This is a genomic window from Psychrobacter aquimaris (assembly GCF_016107525.1).
In the GTDB taxonomy this organism is placed as follows: Bacteria; Pseudomonadota; Gammaproteobacteria; order Pseudomonadales; family Moraxellaceae; genus Psychrobacter; species Psychrobacter aquimaris.
The window spans coordinates 1-20,994 of record NZ_JABASR010000002.1; the positions used below are offsets into that span (position 1 = coordinate 1).

At 45.3% G+C, this 20,994-nt stretch carries 22 protein-coding genes; all 22 read left to right on the forward strand.

Annotated elements, in window-relative coordinates:
* Nucleotides 1-43 precede the first annotated feature (43 nt).
* Nucleotides 44-1,588 carry an Ig-like domain repeat protein gene (locus tag JFC10_RS02020; RefSeq protein ID WP_198331460.1) on the forward strand — a complete coding sequence of 515 codons (1,545 nt, stop codon included), beginning with the start codon at nucleotides 44-46 and terminating at the stop codon, nucleotides 1,586-1,588.
* 9 nt (nucleotides 1,589-1,597) lie between these two features.
* Nucleotides 1,598-1,768: a hypothetical protein gene (locus JFC10_RS02025; protein WP_198331461.1), complete on the forward strand. Its 171-nt coding sequence runs from the start codon at nucleotides 1,598-1,600 to the stop codon at nucleotides 1,766-1,768.
* Between the two features lie 81 nt (nucleotides 1,769-1,849).
* A complete protein-coding gene (locus JFC10_RS02030; protein ID WP_198331462.1) occupies nucleotides 1,850-3,226 on the forward strand; it encodes a hypothetical protein in 1,377 nt (458 codons plus the stop codon).
* A gap of 84 nt (nucleotides 3,227-3,310) precedes the next feature.
* Entirely contained in the window at nucleotides 3,311-4,222 is a 912-nt protein-coding gene (locus tag JFC10_RS02035; protein ID WP_198331463.1) for a hypothetical protein, read from the forward strand.
* 143 nt (nucleotides 4,223-4,365) lie between these two features.
* Nucleotides 4,366-4,911, forward strand: coding sequence for a hypothetical protein (locus tag JFC10_RS02040; protein WP_198331464.1), 546 nt, complete (start codon nucleotides 4,366-4,368; stop codon nucleotides 4,909-4,911).
* 22 nt (nucleotides 4,912-4,933) lie between these two features.
* Nucleotides 4,934-5,353: a hypothetical protein gene (locus JFC10_RS02045; protein WP_198331465.1), complete on the forward strand. Its 420-nt coding sequence runs from the start codon at nucleotides 4,934-4,936 to the stop codon at nucleotides 5,351-5,353.
* Nucleotides 5,350-5,679: a hypothetical protein gene (locus JFC10_RS02050; protein WP_198331466.1), complete on the forward strand. Its 330-nt coding sequence runs from the start codon at nucleotides 5,350-5,352 to the stop codon at nucleotides 5,677-5,679. The genes JFC10_RS02045 and JFC10_RS02050 overlap by 4 nt, the downstream gene beginning before the upstream one ends.
* Nucleotides 5,663-7,126 (forward strand): hypothetical protein, encoded by a 1,464-nt coding sequence (locus JFC10_RS02055; protein ID WP_198331467.1) that lies wholly within the window; start codon nucleotides 5,663-5,665, stop codon nucleotides 7,124-7,126. The genes JFC10_RS02050 and JFC10_RS02055 overlap by 17 nt, the downstream gene beginning before the upstream one ends.
* 1 nt (nucleotide 7,127) lies before the next feature.
* A complete protein-coding gene (locus JFC10_RS02060) occupies nucleotides 7,128-7,757 on the forward strand; it encodes a hypothetical protein (RefSeq protein ID WP_198331468.1) in 630 nt (209 codons plus the stop codon).
* A 79-nt stretch (nucleotides 7,758-7,836) separates the two neighbouring features.
* Nucleotides 7,837-8,463 (forward strand): hypothetical protein, encoded by a 627-nt coding sequence (locus tag JFC10_RS02065; protein WP_198331469.1) that lies wholly within the window; start codon nucleotides 7,837-7,839, stop codon nucleotides 8,461-8,463.
* 9 nt (nucleotides 8,464-8,472) lie between these two features.
* Nucleotides 8,473-8,979, forward strand: coding sequence for a hypothetical protein (locus JFC10_RS02070; protein WP_198331470.1), 507 nt, complete (start codon nucleotides 8,473-8,475; stop codon nucleotides 8,977-8,979).
* A gap of 70 nt (nucleotides 8,980-9,049) precedes the next feature.
* Entirely contained in the window at nucleotides 9,050-9,937 is an 888-nt protein-coding gene (locus tag JFC10_RS02075) for a hypothetical protein (protein ID WP_198331471.1), read from the forward strand.
* The gene (locus JFC10_RS02080; protein WP_198331472.1) at nucleotides 9,934-10,515 is read left to right on the forward strand and encodes a hypothetical protein; all 582 of its coding nucleotides are present in this window, start codon (nucleotides 9,934-9,936) and stop codon (nucleotides 10,513-10,515) included. The genes JFC10_RS02075 and JFC10_RS02080 overlap by 4 nt, the downstream gene beginning before the upstream one ends.
* Before the next feature lie 35 nt (nucleotides 10,516-10,550).
* Nucleotides 10,551-12,173: a hypothetical protein gene (locus JFC10_RS02085; RefSeq protein ID WP_198331473.1), complete on the forward strand. Its 1,623-nt coding sequence runs from the start codon at nucleotides 10,551-10,553 to the stop codon at nucleotides 12,171-12,173.
* Nucleotides 12,163-12,780, forward strand: a complete 618-nt coding sequence (locus JFC10_RS02090; RefSeq protein WP_198331474.1) for a hypothetical protein — start codon at nucleotides 12,163-12,165, stop codon at nucleotides 12,778-12,780. The genes JFC10_RS02085 and JFC10_RS02090 overlap by 11 nt, the downstream gene beginning before the upstream one ends.
* A 246-nt stretch (nucleotides 12,781-13,026) precedes the next feature.
* On the forward strand, nucleotides 13,027-13,302 hold the full coding sequence (locus JFC10_RS02095; RefSeq protein ID WP_198331475.1) for a hypothetical protein: 276 nt from the start codon (nucleotides 13,027-13,029) through the stop codon (nucleotides 13,300-13,302).
* A gap of 337 nt (nucleotides 13,303-13,639) precedes the next feature.
* Nucleotides 13,640-17,428, forward strand: a complete 3,789-nt coding sequence (locus tag JFC10_RS02100; RefSeq protein WP_198331476.1) for a defense against restriction DarA-related protein — start codon at nucleotides 13,640-13,642, stop codon at nucleotides 17,426-17,428.
* Nucleotides 17,428-18,300 (forward strand): hypothetical protein, encoded by an 873-nt coding sequence (locus JFC10_RS02105; RefSeq protein ID WP_198331477.1) that lies wholly within the window; start codon nucleotides 17,428-17,430, stop codon nucleotides 18,298-18,300. Before JFC10_RS02100 ends, JFC10_RS02105 begins: the two co-directional genes overlap by 1 nt.
* A gap of 1 nt (nucleotide 18,301) precedes the next feature.
* A complete protein-coding gene (locus tag JFC10_RS02110) occupies nucleotides 18,302-19,039 on the forward strand; it encodes a hypothetical protein (RefSeq protein WP_198331478.1) in 738 nt (245 codons plus the stop codon).
* Nucleotides 19,032-19,238, forward strand: a complete 207-nt coding sequence (locus JFC10_RS02115; RefSeq protein WP_198331479.1) for a hypothetical protein — start codon at nucleotides 19,032-19,034, stop codon at nucleotides 19,236-19,238. Before JFC10_RS02110 ends, JFC10_RS02115 begins: the two co-directional genes overlap by 8 nt.
* Nucleotides 19,239-19,270: 32 nt before the next feature.
* On the forward strand, nucleotides 19,271-19,837 hold the full coding sequence (locus JFC10_RS02120) for a hypothetical protein (protein ID WP_198331480.1): 567 nt from the start codon (nucleotides 19,271-19,273) through the stop codon (nucleotides 19,835-19,837).
* Between the two features lie 271 nt (nucleotides 19,838-20,108).
* Nucleotides 20,109-20,990, forward strand: a complete 882-nt coding sequence (locus JFC10_RS02125) for a glycoside hydrolase family 19 protein (protein WP_198331481.1) — start codon at nucleotides 20,109-20,111, stop codon at nucleotides 20,988-20,990.
* Nucleotides 20,991-20,994 lie beyond the last annotated feature (4 nt).

The following is a 20,994-nucleotide window of genomic DNA, read 5'->3' on the forward strand; positions in this document are numbered from 1 at the left end:
ACGTTACTTTAATAAAAACCTCTTATTAGGTGTCCTAAATTAGTTGACCACTACAATAAAGGTAGGTGAAACCCTTACTGCAACAGTAACAGATGCAAATGGCGTACCAAGTAGCGCGACTTACCAGTGGTACGCAGACGGCGCGGTAATATTGGGCGCAACAACTAAGGATTGCACGCTAAATACAGCTCAAGTAGGTAAGGTTATCACTGTCAAGGCAGAATTTACTGACAACGATGGTTATGCCGAGTCTGTTATTAGCCCAGCAAGTGAGTTGGTAGTACCTGATAAACCTATTGTTGATTTAGCTTTCAATAATATTGGTATTCAAGGAACGGCTAACTTTGGAGTCGGTATCACAGACAATCTACCTATTGGTATGTCAGAAATGGAGGGTACACGCACACTAGGTCACGAGAATTATGGTAACTACCAGTACAGTGACGGTTCAATCATGTGTTGGATTCCACAGTTCTATTATCGTTGGGGAGGTGCTGATAGCCCTTACGCTGCTAAGTATGGATTAAACTCTTGTGATGTTAAATCTAAGTATGATTTTGCAGATGAAGCAGAAGCTAATTCGGCAGGGTACGCCCTACATCGAGCATTCTACGACAACGGAGAAGTTAAAGAGGGTTTCTTTGTTGATAAGTATGCTGCCAGTAATAACTCAGGTGTGGCAAGTTCTATCAAGAATGGGAATCCTTTATCTATCTCTCCTCTAAATAATCCTCTGTCAGCTTTAAACGGTTCTCCTCAAAATGCTGTTTATGGAATTATCAAGGCTGCCAAATCTAGAGGGGTAGATTTTTTCCCACAAACAAACTTTATTAAGTTTGCCTTGTCTATGTTAAGTTTAGCTCATGGTCAAGCTTCAAATAGTAACACTTTCTGTGCGTGGTTTGATGCAACAAAAGTTAGTAATTACCCTAAAGGGTATAGTACTGAGACCTTGGAGAGTCCTTCTGACCCCGAGGTGGTTTATCAACCTACAGGTTTCATTAGGGCGGATAGCGAACTTAAATTAGGTAAAACAGGTTCAGCCAGTAACTTTGCAAAGACTACTCACAACGGGCAAAAATCTGGTGTTGCAGATTGTTTCGAAGGTGTCAGTGAGTACCTCATAGGTTTAACTCAGTATGATGGTAAAGTCTACTCTTTAAAAACAACAACAAAAGTTTCCAACTTGACAGACAGCAAGACAGCTAGCTCAGGTGCTTGGGGGTTAGCAGGCATAGGGAATAACTATGACCTTCTAGGTTCAGGTTTTGAGGCGTTTACTGCCGCAGACCCATCAATTTATAGGGATGTAGGGGTTAATTCAAACCAAGTTTTCTCTAATGCAACTGGTGGGTTAAGCTGGGCTGCATCTTGTGGAGGTATCCCTAAACTGGATTCCACAGGCATTGTATCATCCTCGGATGATAGAGGTGGCTCACAACTTTTTGCGAAGTCAAGGGTTTTAGATAAAGCGTTCATTAACTGTGTAACCTTATCATCTGGTTGGAATTCTAGTTACCATTTCGGTAGAGATGATGCAAGTGATAATTACTCTTTAACTATCTTCAGGTCAGCACTTTACATTTAGGAGTTAATCGTGAGTGATGAAATGATATCAACCTTACAACAACACAGATTAGCTTATCAAGTAACCCCAATTATCGCAGTGGCCGCAGCTCTACGTGCCCAGCTAGACAAGACGCACCAATACAGCTTCGTCAAATTGCTGTCCATGTCGCCATCGATACTGTTAGTGGTATCAAGCTAAATGCCTATGGAACACCCCTAAAACCTTAAACCGAACCTTGCCTATACTTGTGTGATACCAACACAGTATAGGCATTTTATTATGAGCGCTCAGACCCTTTATTTAAGTATTTTAGCGTCTTCTATGACGCTGACGGAATCGCCCGATCCCGCAGCGCTGGCAAGCGTAGAGCTTGTCACGGAATACGCGTTTGATTCAAACGTTGTGGCAAAAGTCATGGTGGTTGATCAAAAAACCTTTACCACTGCCGCCGACCCCTTAAACAACCTTGTTTTTAAGATCAGCTTTAACGACAAGATCGATGGCAGTACGCTAACAGAATTACAAGGCCGTTTATACACTGGCGGCGGCGTTGAGGCGCTAGAAGAAAACCATGCCGATAATTTTAGCTATGTCACAGGCAAGCTAGACTTTCACGGCGCATTAGATAGCCAGTATGACTTTTTCGAGTCCGTCACGACCAGTTATAGCGCAAGCGATGCCGAAGCGATCAAAACAGCGCTTGAAACCATGGGCGCATTAAACGAGCTTGGCGCTTATCGCACCAAACAAGTTGAGTTGGCCGTACCAGCCAGCACCGTAACCGACCTGACCCCAACAGAGCTTAAAAACTCATTGCTAGACATGCGCGATCGTCCACGTTACCTAGTCACTTGTGACGTGGCCAGCTTGCCCCACATTGAAGCGCTGGCAGAGGTGATGGGTAAACTTAACTGTCACGTATTGCTCGATATTGGCGATATCACCGACTGGCAATCAGCCGTAGCACTGACTGACACGCTAAGCATTAACGACCATCGTTTTTGGGTATTTTGGAACCCTAACAAGTCACGTCCAAGCAATGCAACAACCGTACTGGCGCGTAAAAAATGGCGACCGTGTGTTGGTGATTACCTCGCTCAATTATTGTTGCGTAACGCGGCCACCAATGCCGCTGGCATCCCGCCAATCTATCGACCAATCGCAGGTTACGACTTCCCAGTATCGTTCCGCGATATGGAAAAAATAGGCGGCTTAACGCTTGATGAAGAGGCGCAAAACGCCCTTGCCAGCGCTGGCGTGAACGTGGTTATTAATGAGCGCTTTGAAGGTGGCGACCGCTGGATTTATGGCGATGCCCTTACTCAGTACGATAGCGAAAACAGCGCCTTACGCTTAACCAATAGCGCCGAGATTGAGACTTACACCACAAACCTTGTGTTGTCTATCGTCAAAAAGCACATGCTAAAAGGTATGACCAGCTTTGTACGTGATGCTCAGGATGAATGCAGCCGTGCGCTTGATGCGTGTGTCGCGTCAGGCTTGCTCGTTTTGCCCTCCGAGCTTGGCGGCTTGTACTATCTATTGCAAATCACGCCACGCGCTGATGACCCGTTTAGTAAAGCGGATATTAAGTTTAGCCGCCGTCCTGAAGGATGCGCCCGTCAAGTATTCTTAGAAGGCACGGTTACTAAGTAGTTATTAAGCCTTATTTATTAGCGTCATCGCATGGCGCTAGTCACAACCTGTTTATTTACAACCCCCCATTGAAAGGATTAAATTATGTCACGCGATTTTATTACCCAGCGCCGCCTTAATCGTCAATACGACCAAGCGCAAGCGCAGTTCGATGCTTTAACCCCGCAAGAAGCCGCCGATAAGATGGAGCTTGATCCTATCTCTGAGCGTATGGCGATTACAGCGACTAGCCAGATGCGCCTTGCTGCATTAAATGTCGCCTTTATGCTATCCGCTGTACTAACGGATGGCGAATACGACGATGAAGAACTATTGCCTAGCGAGGTACTAGACGGCCTTATGATCGAAGCATTTACTGATGACGACGACGATGATGCCGATCTTGATGAGATTGACGAAAATGTCCGCATCACCTTTTCAGCTCACGTATCAGATGCGCTATCAACCCTAGGCGTCGAAGATGCAGTTATCGCTGATTTGTTCGATGATGAGATTGAAGTGGCTGATGCCGCTTGCTTGGCTGCCGCTGAAACGGTACTTGAGAATATGCCAGATGACGGTGAAGCATTTGATGATTTTGTCTCAGGCTTTGCTTATAGCGATGATGGTGGCGATGAAGAAGATGAAGAAAGTTTTGACGGTATGAATGAAGAATACCAGTTTGACGCTGCTAAGAAGAAGCTGCGAGTGGGCAAGAAAACCGTGAAAAAGGTCAATGGTAAAACGCTAGTCTATAAAGCAGTTAAGGCCATTCGTAACGGTAAAAAGGTCACGATCAATAAGCGCATTAGCGGTAAAGTCAAACTAAATGCTAGCCAGCGAGCCGGACTGAAAAAAGCACGTCGCAAGGCTGGTACGTCCTCCGCTATTCGTAAGCAGATGCGCTCGTTTGGCAAAGGCTTGCGAGCTAATATCTACAAAGGTAACCCAAATCGCCTACAAGCGCTTAAAAATGCTGGTTATGCGCGTAATACTAAGGCCAATTTTGGCAAGTAGTGTCACCTAGCATATTCGTGATAACAAAAACCTAGTCAGCAATGGCTGGGTTTTTTGCTACCTACAACAATGGAACACACCAAACGAGCCAGCATGGACAGCGATACAATAGATAAATCAGCAACTATCTATCTAGGTCCACCATGAAACTATCCGATATCACCGAAAAAACACAGCTTGTTAAAGACTTTGTGGCCCAGCTTAAAAAAGCCACCAAGCAAGCCATACCTATTGTTGAAGTGGGCAAGGTTGCCCGTGTCTCAGGTGCAAGCGCTCGCCCTGTCAATCTAGTGCTGGAAAACGGGCAGACCGTTAAGCTATTTTTGCGTGTCGTAAGTGCAAAAAATGACAACAACAAAGATTTTGAGCGCTTCGATATCTTCCGTATTGATATCAACGGCAAGGCTCAGCCGCTATCAGGCGACTATGACAACAGCTATCGACCCGCTTTTGATGCCTCAGTTAATGCTTTGGGTAATATGCTAAGAACAGGTCAAGCCGCTTTTGATAAAAAACGTGCCAAACAAAAGATACGCAAGCCACGCACTGGCCCCGCGCCTAAAAACAAAACCCAGCAGCTCAACGAGATGCTTAATGACGCGGCTGATTTTGATAAGACTATTGATATCAAGACCAAAGAGAAAGAGGGACTTGAGTTACAACTCACCAATTTGACAAGCCAGCCGTAAGAAAAGGGTTGTAAGGATTGTTATGCAAAACAGCTATATTATCGATGCGTTTTTGTCTGGCACCGTTTGGGTGTCGCTTATCTATCTATACTTTGCTTGTCGGTCACGAGTTATTGAACTTAACGATTTGGTCACACCTGAATTGTTCTTAGTGGCGATAACCAAGCTATTAAAACTATCCGTTGTTATAACCACGCCCTTTATCGCCATCCTTGGTTTTATGCTATGGCGCTTTTATGGGTTAATGCTGGCAAGTCAAGCGTGGGGCGCGGGCGGTATCGGGCTTTTGGCTATCATGTTTTTTGTAGGTACTCCTATGATATGGCTGTATGTGCTGCTGGTTTGCGTCAAGCATAGCCGCTTTATCGGTTCTACAGAGACACTAGTAGTTAATGACAAGCCGGCACCGCAGCCAAGCCAAGCTCGCGGGGCGTATTCATGATTGATGCTGCAAAGATTAAGGCGATGGTCGATCACTGGCTAAACACGCCACCAAACGGCTATTTCGGTCAAAGCTATGGCGCTGATGTGCGTAATATGCTGCTACGTGAGCTATCTAGCGACAACGCAGATAATCTACTTAAAAAGTTGCGTCAAGACATACCGCTAATAGCTCAGCTTGATGACAGCCAGCTTAGTATCAGCACCGAAACCCGTGACTTCGACAAGCTTTATGTGTACCTATTTATCGGCAATATTACGATAGATTTAGGTGAGGCCAAAACCGAAAATTCAGATCAGGATTATTACGATGTCCGAGCGCAGTAAGATACTTGATAGCATTAACAGTCATATTAATGATTACCCAGAGGTAGCTGAGCGCTGGCGGGCAGGTGATCCGACGGTGCGTGCCATGCTAACTTCAATCGTTGAGGCGGTTATCTTCTTAAAACGCGACAATGACGTTAATGCGATTGAGCCGTTTATCAAGTCAAAAAACCGTACCATCATTGCCGATGCTATTAATAAAGGCATACTTCCGGTTGCCACACCTTGCCAGCATAAAATTACCGTTGAGAACGGGTCGGCGGTCACGCTTACCTTATCGCAAGGTCGGCTTATTGAAGATGGTACGGGTAGGCAGTGGCGTCTGCTAGCGTCAGTTACCGTGGCAAGCGGTGAGGCTAAGGTGGTACTGGCTGAACAAAGCGTTATTAACCGTGTCGATATGACCGTACCGCTTAATGAGCCGTTTTATACCGCCGCCTTATCTACCACAGATGACGCTTACTTTGCGGGTATTAGTATTATCAACACCACTACAGGCGAGGTATATCAACACACTCCAAGCTTTATGAATGCGGCGATAAACGCGCCCGCTTATACGCTGCAAAGTGACAACTTAACCAATATTAATGTGATCTTTGGTGCGAGCGATAGAGCTGGCAAGACGGTACAGGCAGGCGAGGTTTATCAGATTGCCATTACGCAGTGCTACGGTGAGGTTGATCCAACCAGCCTAAAACAAGCCGCTTTGAGCGAGCTCAATACGGCAGATGAAAGTCAATTAAACCTATATTTTAAAGCCGGTGATATGGTGCGAGCTGGTGCCAATCCTTTAACGATTAATCAGCTTAGATTGCTGGCAAGCTTCCCCTCTATGTATGACCGTAATGCGGTATTCATGGGTAACTTCACCTTTTTGGTGATGCAGCATTTTATGAATCGCTTTGACTACATGGCGATATGGAATGAAACCATTCATGAGCGCTACTATGGTGCTGATCTTAGCGGTATTAACCATCTTAACCTAACGGTGGTGGCGAAGTCCGATAGTGCAGGCGAGCGCGAGCAACTTATTACTGATATTCAGCAGCTAGTCGCCCGTGCCGATAGCTTGCTTGAGGGTCGATTAAGGGTACGCGCAGCGGTATTGCGGCCGTATGAGATTAGTATCACTGGACGCTTAGCCGCGGTGCATGATATTGACTCAGTACGCACACAGATCAAAGAGTTACTACTGGCAGATTATGGCAAAGGCTCGCTTGCTGCTATTCATCATAATGCTGATGGGTTCAACTTGCAGGAGATTGCTACGCGCATACGCTCAACGATAAGCGCCTTTCAAGATCGCATTAGTGATTTTACGGTCAGTGGTGAGGATGTGGCAAGCCAGCCCGTAAAGCCGCATGAATGGGCGTTTTTAGATACCGATAGCATCACCATCAACTTAACCCGTACTGCTGATAGCGGTAATGCTATATGGACGATGTGATATGGACAATACAACCCTTAGCGCTAGTGACTTTTTAGCGCCACTTGCCTTTACTCATAAGGCGGGCGAGCTTGAGCGGGCAATGGCAGGTGTTTTTACTGCTGTGGTTCAAGAGTATCAAGTAAACCAACTCAATGATATCTATAGTTATGGTGTGCCGTGGCTTGGTAGCGCCACTGTGGTTGAGCGCTTTACCAAGCTTAACGGCTTGGCAGTGCTACGTCGCAATGACGGGGGCTTGTCCGATAAACTTATGAGCACTATTTATGCCAACTGGGAGTCGATGGCAAGCGAGCGCGGACTGGCTTTTTTGCAATTCATGCTTGATATGCTGTACCCAAATCAGAATAAAATAGTTAGGCTTTGGCACTCGATAGCGCAGGCAGGTAGCTATCCTTTGTATTTAAGTGAGTCGCAAGGGGTGCGAAAATTTTTGACCAGCCGCATTCGCATCAAGATTGACTCTGATATTGATATCACTGAGCTATCAGAGCTTGCACCCACGCTATCTCGCTTGGTGCCGTGGCAGATTGTGCCAGAGGTGGCTGTTAGTATCGATACTGAAGACATGGGCGTTCAGGTTGCGCTGGCAGGTGAGATATTTCAAGTGGCTAATTTTTCGCCTTACTAAACCTATGGAACACCCCTAAACACGCCCGCCCAAAGCAAGTCAAAATAGCCTTATTACTTATTACATCATAGGGCTACTCATGAGAACCAAAACACCCAGCGCTCAGGCGTACCGCAAACAGTACGAAACCGCAAAATCATTAGGTGCAGCTATGCTGGCATGTAATGCGGTTTTAGTGCCAGAAGGCTACAACGATATATACATGCTTATTCAAAACTTCCAGCGCCCTATCATGAGTCATAACGATAGTGCGGATGTTGACTATGCGCGTGGTCTACAGGCACACGTTGCAGGCACACTTAAAACCAACTTTGAGGGTCAGTGGACGCTGATTGAAACTGAATCGGGCGCTATTTCTAAATTCGCTGAAGAGATTGCGGTCAAGCATGGCGGTATCTTGCCGCTAGTACGCATCTATGACGGCTTTATCGGTGATGGCGATAACATCAAAGGCAGCCGTGAGTATGAATTAATTGATTGCGCCATTACCTTTACTGATGGCGGTGGTGAGATTGATGCAGCCAGTCGTAGCCAGATATTGCAGGTGCAAGCCTCATGCCGTTATAACTATTTTGGTCAGTCTGGCAAGATTGGTGCAACTGGTAGCGGTGCCGATGTTTTTGCTAACACACTGGTCAGTGCGCTAAATAATCTTGGCGGTCTAACCCCGCAGTTTAACTCAAACGATATGACTATCTTCGGGTAAGGCCAATCTATGAGCACCACTGACACAGACGCCCATCACGTTATTGGATCGCTGAAAGACGCTAGCGACGAGCTGTATGACGAGCTGCTAACGACCGGCTCGTCGGTTATGCTTAGTGATATCGTTAAGATTATGATTGTGAACACCAAAAAGTATGCTGGCTGGTCAGGTGAGTTGCAGCATTGTCCAAAAGACGACGCCTCGTGTGTTAAGCCGCTACTCACAATCACTGAAAACACGGTTTTAGGTGTGGATGACTGGCTGATTATTGAGCCAGTGGTTCGCGCTCATTGCGACCTTGTGCAAGCCCGCCGCATGGAGGGAGCACAGAATTTAGGCGTACAACCCGCTGGCATGTCATCAAGCGAGGCGCTGCAATATTACAAAGATTCGCTTGAGTTGATGAAGCGTGAGGCATTCCAGTGTCAGCCGTTTAGTGTTGAGGTTCCCGAAAATAACGCCTTAGACGAGTTTTTTAAAGATAAATTTTGGAGTACGACATGGCGGAAACTATAGAGGTTTTAGCGTTTTTTGAGTCTATTGGGTTGGCGGTAGTTGATAACATGCCAAGCGATGATAAAAATCTATGAACATTCAGCTCGAAGATGGCAGTCAAATCGGCACCAATCTAATTAGCGCAATCTATCGCACTGATCTTGTGCCCGTACCTGTCACCATTGAGCTTGTCGTCAAAGCGGATGATCGATTGCATAAGCTATTATTAATTGATAAGACGCTGACCACCCCTAAAGACGTGTCGCTGACCATCGTTAAATCACAAGTTATCAATGAGCAATCTATCAAGGCTGGCAAGCGCATTGCCGCGCTGCATATCATTGCTGTCTTATCAGGATGCGAGCCACTGCTAGGCGTCACCAAAAAGGCAGTCAGCCTAGATAATACCAGCTTTAACGAGGTGTACCGCGCATTGGGCGCTAAAGTCCGCATTAAAAAAGACATCAAACTTGCCAGCTTTATTTGCCTGAAAGGTCAGATGCCAACCGTGGCCATTGCTAAAGCACTGCAAAAAGAGTCGGCGGTTATTTGTCATACTGATAACGGTTTGTCAGTCATTCGCCTAAACGAGCTAATGATAGGCGCGGCGACCTTGTTTGATAAAAGCGCCGTGCAATGGATCAATAATCCGAACGCTATCCGGCACGGCAACGTCAATTATCTGTCTATTGATGACAATGGCTCAGATATATTAGGGTCAGCACGGACTGAGCGCTCAATAGAATACTACCCACGAGCAGACAACCGCGAGCTAAAGAACTTGCGGCGCATACTTATCACCAAAGCCACTATTACTCGCCAGCTCGACGAGCGCTTGGATGCAGGCAAGCTTATAACGGTTGACAACAAAACATTGGTAGCCTTAACCGCCGCGCACCGATTCGAGTCAGGAGCGTTAGGCGGTCCCGCTGTTATGGCAACAAAAGCGTGGCTTGCTGGCGTGGAGGATAGATCATGAGTCTTGTATCACCATACATACACCCCGCCAAACTTATCAGCTACGACAACACCAATCGCACGGCTAAAGTTTCTATCGCAGGACTTACGGATGGCGTAGAAGAGGGTATCACCGCCATGATTGCCTACCCGATAGGCGATGATGACATGGACACAGAGCGCGAGCTGCTGGCAGGTGCGGACGTGTGGGTATTCTTTGAGCAAGGCGACACCACTATGCCGGTGATCGCCTTTTACCGTCGTCACGGTCAAGGGCGAGCAGTGGTGGATATCCGCCGCATACGTCAAGAGAATATCGAGGTGCTGGCACGCTCAGCGATTACCCTTGATGCTAAAGACTTGGTACACATTAAAGCCAAAACCATCACTATTGATGCAACTACCGTCAATCTTAATGCCAGTAACTTTAACGTCACCGCAGAAACGAGCGTCAACGGCAATAGCACCTCTTACGGCAACCAGACAATCAATGGCAGTGTGTCTGCCACAGGCGATATCAAGGCGGGCGGCATATCGCTTAAATCTCATAAACATGGCGGCGTTGATACTGGCGGCGGCTCAACCAGCGGCCCACAATAACATTTGCTAGAACACAGCATTAATAGGCGTAAAACATGAAACTACTTAATACCATGGCAAACATGCTGATTAGCAATCGTGAGACCAAGCGAGCAATGATGCCTGCCAGCATAGGTGATGTTAACCGTCAGTATGAAGCGCTCAATCAGATGGAGCTTGGCACGTTTAACAGCCCTGAGAACGCGCCGCGAACCCGTCAAGATATCTACTCAACGTGGGAGCTGATGCAAAAGGACCCACAAATAGCAGAGGCATTAAGCTTGCATGTTACGGCAGCACTCGGCGGGCATGAAACCACGGGTGACATGATATTTATTACCCCGCATGAGCGCGTGCGTGGTAAAGGTCGACGAGCAAAAGAGTTGCGCGATAGGGTGGAGCGTGAGGCATTGCATATTGCGCCCATTATTAACCGTTACGCCTTCACCTTAGCGCGTCAAGCCATCGCCTATGGGGACAGTTACGCGCGTATCTATACTGACAAGCGTAAGGGCGTGGTTGGGCTTATGAACAATCGCCATACCGCGCCATCGCTTATTATGCCGTTTGAGCAGGCAGGCGAGACAGTCGGCTTTCATGGGTTAGAGGAAGAGGACTACGAGCGCTCTATTGCCAAGCTTACTCCTAGACAGCTATTGCGCGTCAAGATGCAGCGCATCGAGGTGATACCGCAGATGACCATGCAGGTATGGCAAGACAGAAAAACACTGATCTACAATGAGCGCTGTGACAACCCTATCTTGCCAGCGGAAATCGGCGGATCGTTTCTCTATCCAGTAGAAAAGCCGTGGAAAGATGTTGTAATTAGCCTAGCGGGTCTTAACAACCAGCAAATAGCAGATAGTGTCAAGCAAGCCTTCTTAACGGTCAATATGGAGGGTATGCCGCCTAAGCAGCAAAACAAATATAAAGAAAGTATTACTAAAATGCTGACCAATTACCGCGATCAAATACAAGAAGCGTTTAAAGGGGGTGAGGCATTGCATGGCACTAAGTATCATGTGCTGCCGCAATGGGGTGATAAGCAGATATTGCAATCAGTAGGTGATCTATCACAGCGTAATATGCCGCTGAACCCTGAGACGTTAATGCTTAACCTTCGTCGCGTGGCGGGTGGTCTGGGTATCGATTTATCCTTAGTGGGCTGGGCGGATATGCTTGCAGGTGGACTCGGCGACGGAGCATCCTTTCAAACCTCAGCACAGATCATGCGACGATCAAATCTTATTCGCACATCGTTAATTGATGCCTTTAACCATCTAATGAGTATTCACTGGGGCATTAAGTACGGTGAGTATTTTGATGCTAAAGAATACCCTTGGCAGTTTGATTTCTTCTCAGATGCTGGCGCTGCTACCGCACAGGCGCTAAGCAACAAGCAAAATAAAGCAAATACGCTAATCGTTGAGATGCAAGCGGTGCAGATGATAAAAGATCTAGGGCTTGGTAAAGAAGCGACACAACTTATGCTAGAGGACCGCTTAGACTACGACTTATCTTTTGCTGAAAAGGTCGCTATTGCTGTTACTGCCCTTCCGATGGGCGAGAGTGAAGGCTTGCCAGGTGGGAAAGCGCAGCCTCCTAACGATAGCAGTAAGGATGACGACTTTGAAGATGATGAGTTGCCTGAAGAGTTAGGTGCCGATTATGAGGACTGATTTATTACAAACGCTAGTTGCTGGCAATAATGTAGCCGAGCGCGTCAAGACTGGTACAACCAACTCGCAGTATATGCAGTCCCTCAAGCTACTATACGGGGAGTTGCGAGCGCACAAGGCATTATTGCAGTGTATGTATGTGGTAAAAATCGAAGATATATTCGGCAATGGTCCTAATATCCCTTGGTTTAAAGACAAGTCATTGTGCTACTTGGTGACTGAGGCAGATATGTCGTTGGGTAGCGCTGAGGGTGAGTCGTTTTATGCTGGCGCGTATCAAGCCGGCTACTTAACGCAAAAATCATCGGACGATATGGACATGACATTTATTGAAACCATTAATGGCCGTATCGCAAAGTCTTATATAGACTGCCACAAGTTAGCTTTCAATAAAGATGGCACGATGAATGAGTCGAAAAAGTACGCTTTTAAGTTAAGCGTTGGCCTAATTAATCCAGAGAAACCAAATAGCGAGCCAGTTATTACGGCATCATGGTTGGTTGGGGTTAAAAGTGCTAGGCTTGAGGTCAGTAGTACAGCTCGCAGTGAGATTGTCAAAATACCGATCACCTTTCAAAAGTTACGCCCATTGATGTTTGAACGGTAGTACCAGCAAACAACAAGCCCACTCAATCTCTCAGTATATCTAGATAAACTACCCATTACCTTAGAGGTAGAGGATTTCTGCGGAAATTTATTAAAAACTATTAAAAGTTAACAAAAACGTATTAGTAGGCATATATATTAATATTGGAATTCGTTTAAAGTGACCGTTAGGTTGCAATATTTAAAACCATAATCAATGGTTTATCTTAACGCTACTATTTATCTTAACTTTATTAAGGATATTAAAATGAATAAAATCATCTCTAACCATTCACTTCAAAGTAAATTATGGATCACATTATTGGTCAGTGCTATGGGACTTAGTGCTTGCAGTAACGAAGTGGAAGAGAAGCCAGCTAGTACGAACACTACTGAAGCTGAATCTGTTGAAACAGGGACGACTGATACAGCAGATAATACCGTAATCGATGAAATGACTGATGGCTCGGTAATTGGCGACTCAACAATGGTGGACGAAAAAAATACGAGTTTCAATCAAAAACCAACAGAAAGTGATAAATAAATTATAGATGCCATAGATTATAATCTGCATATGTCTAGATTAGACTTAGGATAATAGTAACTTATCTTAAGGTTATAAAGATTAATAAATTGTGTGCTAAATATTTAGAAATACAGACGATTATTACTGTATTTAGAAAGTTAATTTTCTAAATACAGTAATAATCGTCTTTTTATTGAGGATTGGGTATACATAGCTTTGAGAATGGAAGAATTAAAAAGTCTATCAGTATGTTTTTCTTTGCCTAAACCCCAACGGAACACCCCCACAGCTTAGTTGCCAAAACTTGTCAAAATAAACCTATCTTATTATCCCTAATAAACATAGGCGTCAAGTAATGGCATATATCACCCTTAATAAAGCACACACCCATCATCGAACCACCATTAACGGACAGCCTGCCAATCAGTATAGCCGCTATGAAACGGGCTTGATCACTGGTAGTAAGCGCAACTTGCCAGCGATCCTAGCAGATAACACTGGTAGTGATGGCTACGGCTTTGATAGCGCAGTCGGTAGTGATGACGATAGCTGGCATGTACTAAACGCTTTTGATAAGCGTGGCTCATACGTTGATACCATCGCAGTAGGCGGTGCTATGGATAGCGATCATGCTTTAGTCGTCGCTCAAACTCAGCTTGATAGCTTAGGCGTGTCAAGTTTCGCGCTCATTGGCACGGGTTTAACTCAGTTTGATAGTCTCAATCAACAAAAGGCTGGCACATTTTCAATCGATGCTATCAATAAGCTCATGGATAATCCATCGCAAAATAAAAACTACTTGCCGATCATTACCACCTCAGAATTGGCTTTTGAAGCTGAACGCGTCACTTTTGATAGTGTGCAGTGGGGTGAGAATAGCAATGAGCTACTAAGTCATGATGGGCGTGATAGCACGCTCATGTTAGATATGACCCGCGCTGATACTCGCAGCGACCTAGTAAACGAGTTTGAGCTTGCAGACGTGCTTGATCTCTTAGGCGCTGAGCCTGAGCAAAGTTTTGATGCCTTGATGGACACTAAGAACCGCTTAGGACTACTCAAGGACCGCCTATATAACGCGATGAGCCGCGCTAGTAACGACACGGTGTCAATCACAAATGTCACTGAAACCAAGCCTTTTAAGCGCCAAGGCGTGACCAATATTGCTTTCGTCTTTGATTTATCAGACGGTCAAAAACTGTCTATCTGGTTCCATAATCCAGACAGTACGCCAAGCAAGCTTATGCCAAGCGATATCATGATTAGCTGGAAATGGATGTTAAATAAGCGCGATGTGACCGCCGCCTTATCACCTAAGCAGGGCGATAACGTGCAGTTGCCAGTGCTGGCAAGTCGGATTATGCGAGTGGCTGCTAAAAACTCAATGCGATTTAAGCGTACTCAAGCACGCCGTTTAAAGCTTGAGCAAGACTTATTAGATGCTCAAGTACTGGTTGACACCAAAGTGGCCACTATTGAGCAGTTAGACAAAGATATTGAAAGTTTAACCAGCCAAATTGATGCCGCTATGAAGGCACCTAAAGTTGCCCCTGTGGTTGAGCCGGTCGTCGAACCTGCTATAGAAACGTCGGTAGTTGACGAGACTGTAATAGAGCCAGCCAGTCAAGATAGTAACGCAGATGTTCTTCCACTTGAGTTAAAGGGGGATGAGTTGGGGGAGTTTGAAGAGTCGCCTGAAGGAAAAAAACAACTAAGAGCGGCTGCCAAGGATGAATTTAACAAACTTCGTGGTCAGTGGATAGATTGTCCGTCACTGTCAGCTGTCGAAGGCGCAAACGCCAAAATAGAGATTCGCAAACGTGGCATTAAAGAGTTTATGGCTTTTAGTGGTGATAGTCGTAAGCTTAAATTGGTTGCAAAAATCGCAGAAATTATTAGAACAGCGACTTTATCCACTAACAGCTGGCAAGACAATGAGAAGCTAGATAAAAAACCTATGGTGGCAGGCTACTATCATCTAGAAAATAAAATCTCTATAGGTGGTGAGACTATCGAGTTAAGAGTGCTGATTGAAAAAGATCAGAAAGGACTATTGCATTATGATGTGATTTTACCAAAACACGCAGCGAGTTTTGATAATTTAGACCAAAAAAATGTGCTTGAAACAGCGATCCCTGATAACGATTCAGGGGTTGCCTCAAGCACACCTAATATTAAATCACCAAATGATGAGGATGTCAACCAAGATCAAGCTATGTTTGATAAAGCAAGCCCTGCAACAGTCGATGGGGTGCTGAATATGTTTATTTTAAACGAGACATCTATCGAAGATACCGCAAATCACGACACTGATAACGAATTAGCTGATACTAAACCTAATGAAAATACTAGTACCTATGTTGCTGATTCGTTTAGCGAACTGAGCTATATATCAATCACTAAAATTGATGACAACCAATACGAGGCATCAATAAAATCAATAAATAACGATAGCAAATTATCTGGCAGCTTAACCGAGATTAAAGGTTTTATCTCTAACTACTTAGAAGGCTTAGGCGCGGATATGTCAGTTTTATCCCTAACTAATGGCGCGGATGTTTTGAAAACCGACACCGATCCAGATCACACCCCAACCAACCCCAACAACAAAAAAATCACTAAAGGCAAATCCAATAAGGCCAAAACCCCTAAGGGCACCAAGATTGAAAGCGTCTTTGCATTAGTCGATGCTAAATTCTTGATCGCCTCGCATACCGCGAACGGCAGCAAAAACCCTAAATACCCACAAGAGCTACAGCCGCGTGACCGTGCCCGCGAATCTTCTATCGCATGGGTACAAAAAACCTCAAAAGAACTTGATCCTGAAAGTCTAGGCCGTACTGGGCGCGTTGATACCGGTGCACCTATCGTAGGCGATGATCTAGTGGTAGAAAGCGGCAATGGTCGTACTATTGCAATCAAAATGGCCTATGCAAACGGCGATGCTGGCGAGTATAGAGAATGGCTTGCCGAGAACGCTGATATGTTTGGTATGACCGCCAAGCAAGTAGAAAGCTACAAGCAGCCTATTCTTGTGCGTGTGCGCACTACAGACGTTAACCGCAGTGAGTTTGCAGTAGAGGCAAACCAAGACGACAAGTTAAGCTTTACCGCCTCAGAACGTGCTAAATCAGATGCCAAGCGCGTTAACGCTGGCATGTTAGAGCTGTTCGATCCTAGCGAGTCAGGCGACATCTTAGCTGCTAGTAACCGTGACTTTGTAAAATCGTTTCTAGCCAGCCTAGGCGCTACAGAGGCCGCGCAATATACCGACAGTAACGGCAATCCAACTCAAGCGCTAGTGACTCGTATTAAGGGCGCATTATTTAGCAAAGCTTATGATGATGACCGCTTGCTTGAGATGATGGCGGACCAAACCAAACCTGAGCTACAAAACACGCTAAACGCCCTCACAATGGCCGCGCCTAATTTTGTGGCAGCGCAATCGGTTAATCGTAGTGACGCGCAAGATTTAGCAGAGAAGGTCGTTGATAGTGTCGAGAAGTCGCTAAGTGATGAAGTTAAAAACGCTATTGTCGATGCTACCAACATGATCATGAATGCCAAGATTAGCAATCAAGACATTAAAGAGTACGTGCTTCAGCAAGGTCTTTTTGAGCAAGTTGATGATAGCGTAGCAGAGCTTGCGGTATTTCTAGCCGCCAATGCTCGTAGCGCTAAGAAGATGACCGACTACTTTAATGCAATGGCAAGCTACATCGAGCAAGATTCTGTCTCCCGTCAAAACCTTGATATGTTCGGTGAGCCTGAACCGTTATCGCTCGCTGATGTTATTGCTCATGCCAATGGCAAGGCCAGTGACAATACCGACACTATAGGATCTCTTGATATGTTTAATGAGACGGCAATAGATGAAACGGTAGAGTCAGTACCGCAAGACAGTAATCCACCTGACGACCTCAACAGCGCAAACCTAGCCGATAAAGTCGATAGCATTGTAAACGAGATCAACTCCAGCGACTTTGATCCAGAATCTTTTGACGTTGATGCGCTTACTGCTATCGCAGATGAGGCAGAGGGTAATAGTGATCTGACTGCAAAGCTTGAGGCAGCAAGCGAGGTTTATCAAAACAAGCTTATAGCAATCGCCATGCAAGCAATGTCCGACATGGTAGGTAACTAATGCTAGACGCACCCGCCACCAATAAAACCAAAACTACCAATAGTCGAACTATTGGTAGCACTTGGGGCGAGAAGGGTTTAAATAAAAACCTTGTCGTCAAAATACGGCCCGTGATTGAAGACAACCTTGAGGGCGGGCAAGGGGCACAGACTTATGATGTTGATACAAGCCAGCCTGTGGTTGAGTCCATCTTTGAGGATGCTGAATTTACCATTGAATCGCAGTACAGCACGCCTTTTGAGTCATCAAACCCAGAGAGTCGACTACCTAACTTAATGGGCATGATTCAATCTGGTCAAGCCGCAGCAGCAGGTTACAGCATATTTGCAGCTGTAGGTGACCCGACTGGGGCTGCGGGCGTGGCGGCAAATCTTGCTGCCACTGCTGCTAGGGAGACAGGTGCAAGCGCCGCCTTTACTGAGACGTTAAATAGCGCTCAAACTGAATTGCAAGGCTTAATGGGGAAGTCCAACTTTACCAAGCTTAATAGCCGTCAAATATTTACCTCGTCAAATTCAGTACGCATAACTGGCAGTCTGGTGTTTCAAGCATGGGCCAATGCTGAGCAAGAGGTTGAGGAAGCGGTAACTCAGTTACAGCGCTGGGCATCCGCTAAGAGCTTATCAAAAACATCGTTGATTGTTGGCGGGCTTGATGAGGGTTTGTCAGCAATGTTTCCATCAGAAATACCGCCTATGGTGCAGCTACAGTATGGCGGTAAAACCTACAAGCCAATGGTGATTGAGAGTGTATCAGCACCGATCACCGCACCGATGACCAAAGACGGCAATCGTATTGCTGTCAAAGTGCAAGTCACCTTTTTGTCCCTAACCGCATGGGACCAACAAAATATCATAGATATGGGCCGCTAATATGGAAACCACTTTAGATGTACAGCTTTTAGATAACAGCGTGTTATTACCTGACTTACAAATAGGGCAAGCAATGGATATCGCTAAGATACCTGCAGTGTTCAACGAAAAGCGGTTAAGCGCCATGATCTCACACTTAACCGACGATCCAGATATGGCTGGCAAGCTGACCGCGCAAGAGCGTTATTTTATTTTGCTCAGTCATCAAGCTATATCGCAAAGCCAACATAGCGATATGAATGACATCGAGCGCTATGTGATCCCTACGGTGCAATCTAAGGTGCCAAAGCAGCACCGGATAGGCGATATGTACGTTAATCACTTACTAGGCGCTCATGTGGTCGTACTTGAAGGTATTTGTGAGAATGTTTACGACTGGATTATCGGACAAATGGCTTGCCAGCTTAGCGGCGACATATCATCCGTAATCGGCGGGGATAGTGATGAACTCAAGTGGGAGGTTATCACCCCCAATATGAGCGATAACGAGATTAACGAGGCAATACAAAGCCGTATTAAATTTATTCAAACGCTTGATGCTAACGGTAATTTTAATCTCTTACATGAAGCATATAGCGTAGGGGTTGATGCCTTAGCTCACTTCTTAATGCTGGGCTGTGAAAACAAAGGTTTAACGGTTATCAGTCAGGGAGGTGACGGCAACAATGAGCCGTCACGATTTCTCGCCCTTGATAGCTTACAAGGGATCGCCCGAATTATTGCAGAATGCGTTGCTTGATGATGCTTTTGTGATGATGGAACACGGCAAAATGAGCTTGCCAGAAGCCCTTAAAATAGGATTATCTTTTTTAACGATGTACAAAGCATCATCAAGTTTTGACTTAGTGTCTAAGCGCTTGGAGAGTGAGCATCTGCATAAAATTTCGGTAATTAGCCGCCTTGACGCCATTATCAAAACGAATGTAGGGCGGCGTTAAGAATCTTTTAAGAATATAAACAAGGGCAAAAGATGACAATTCGATCCATCATCGGCAACGGCATTATTGCAACGGGCGGTTATGTTGCTACAAAAGCCGCCGCACTATCTGCAGCTGATATAACCCCACCGTCGACTGCGGAAGTAGTGCCACAGTCAAACGTATACCTTTTGCAGTTAGCCGATCCTTACTTACTGGTTGGCTTCACTGTACCCAACTGGCTTGGCGTTGTTTTCTTTGTGATTGCACTCATTTGCGGCACCATCGCTGGCATGAATCAAGAAACGCCAGTCGACGCTAAGTTTAAACGAACATACCTAAAGCCTTTTTATAGCTTAGGTTTTGGCGTCTTAGTCACATTGTTTGTTGTGCCGCACTTTTATCCTGATATCACCATTTGGAGTCTGATCGTGCCAGCCGCATTTTTTACGGCCATTGGTTCGGTCGTTATCTATTACGTGATCGCCTTTTTTATATCGGAAAAACTATGGGCAGTCATCAATACCGAAGCCCACAACTCTGCACCTGAAATGATAAAAGCTGTCTTTAACTACTTTAAAGGTATTTTGATGGCGTTTCTTGGGAGACGTGATAAATGATCATCTTTAATTTAGCCTTTTTCAACAACGTGCTTGCAATTATTGGTGTTGTTGGGTGGATTTGGGTGTGGTGGTTCAGTAAGTACAAGACTGGCCATGACATGCGGATACAATCTGGAGTAATTGCTTTTGGTGTCCTATGGATTGTACTTTTCCTTGCTGACAGTTTGCAAAACGTACAACCAACAAGTCTTACTGTCTTTGGTAGGGCAGTGATTATATTTGGATTGTGGGCTTGTATGCCACTGCTTGAAAACAAGAGGAAAAAACTATGACAAGCTTAACAGTAACCGACACGGATATCTTCGATAAACTAAGAGAACATGGGGCTGCAAATCCGACGCAATTAACACAGTTGCAAGTCGATATTACTAATAAGGCGATGAAGAACGACGCGGCATTCCGTGAGACACTCATCAAACGTTTAGGTGTGACAGCTCAAAATTTTCCAGTTACCACAGTGGGCAGAGAATATAATCTAACTTTAGAAAACGTTAAAAAGGTTTATCCAAGTTTTAATCCCGAGGCTATCGAAATACTTTTAAGGCTCGGCCCCAAGCACGGCATTATCACCAAGAAGCAGATGTGCGCTTTCATTGCTAACTGTATTGCTGAGTCACGTGGTCTTTATGCAATACGTGAAAGCTTCAATTACAGACCTGATCGTCTTGTTGCTGTATTCCCTACACGGGTTAAGACAATCAAGGCTGCAAAAGATTTGATTGCAAAAGGACAGGTTGCCGTTGCTAACTATCTGTATGGTGGGCGCTATGGTAACAGACCTAATACCAATGATGGTTGGGATTATCGCGGTGGTGGCTGGACACAAAACACATTCCGAGATAACTTTTTCATTTTAGAAAATATGACAGGTATTAAGTTTGGCGAGAACCCCAGGTTGATTGAGCAAATGGAGAATGCCGCTATTGCCGCTATGGAATTTTGGCGTATCAATGGTTGCAACGAAAAAGCGGAGAAAATCAATACTTATGCAAACGGTTATACGCTTAACACTTTGACTAGCAAAGGTGTTGAAACGAAAAATTATGAAATGAATTATGGGGCACGTATCATTCGTGAGACTGTGAACGGCGGTCTTAATGGTTACGATGATTTTTGCAAATATCTTGAAGACTGCCTACGCTATTTGTAGAGAA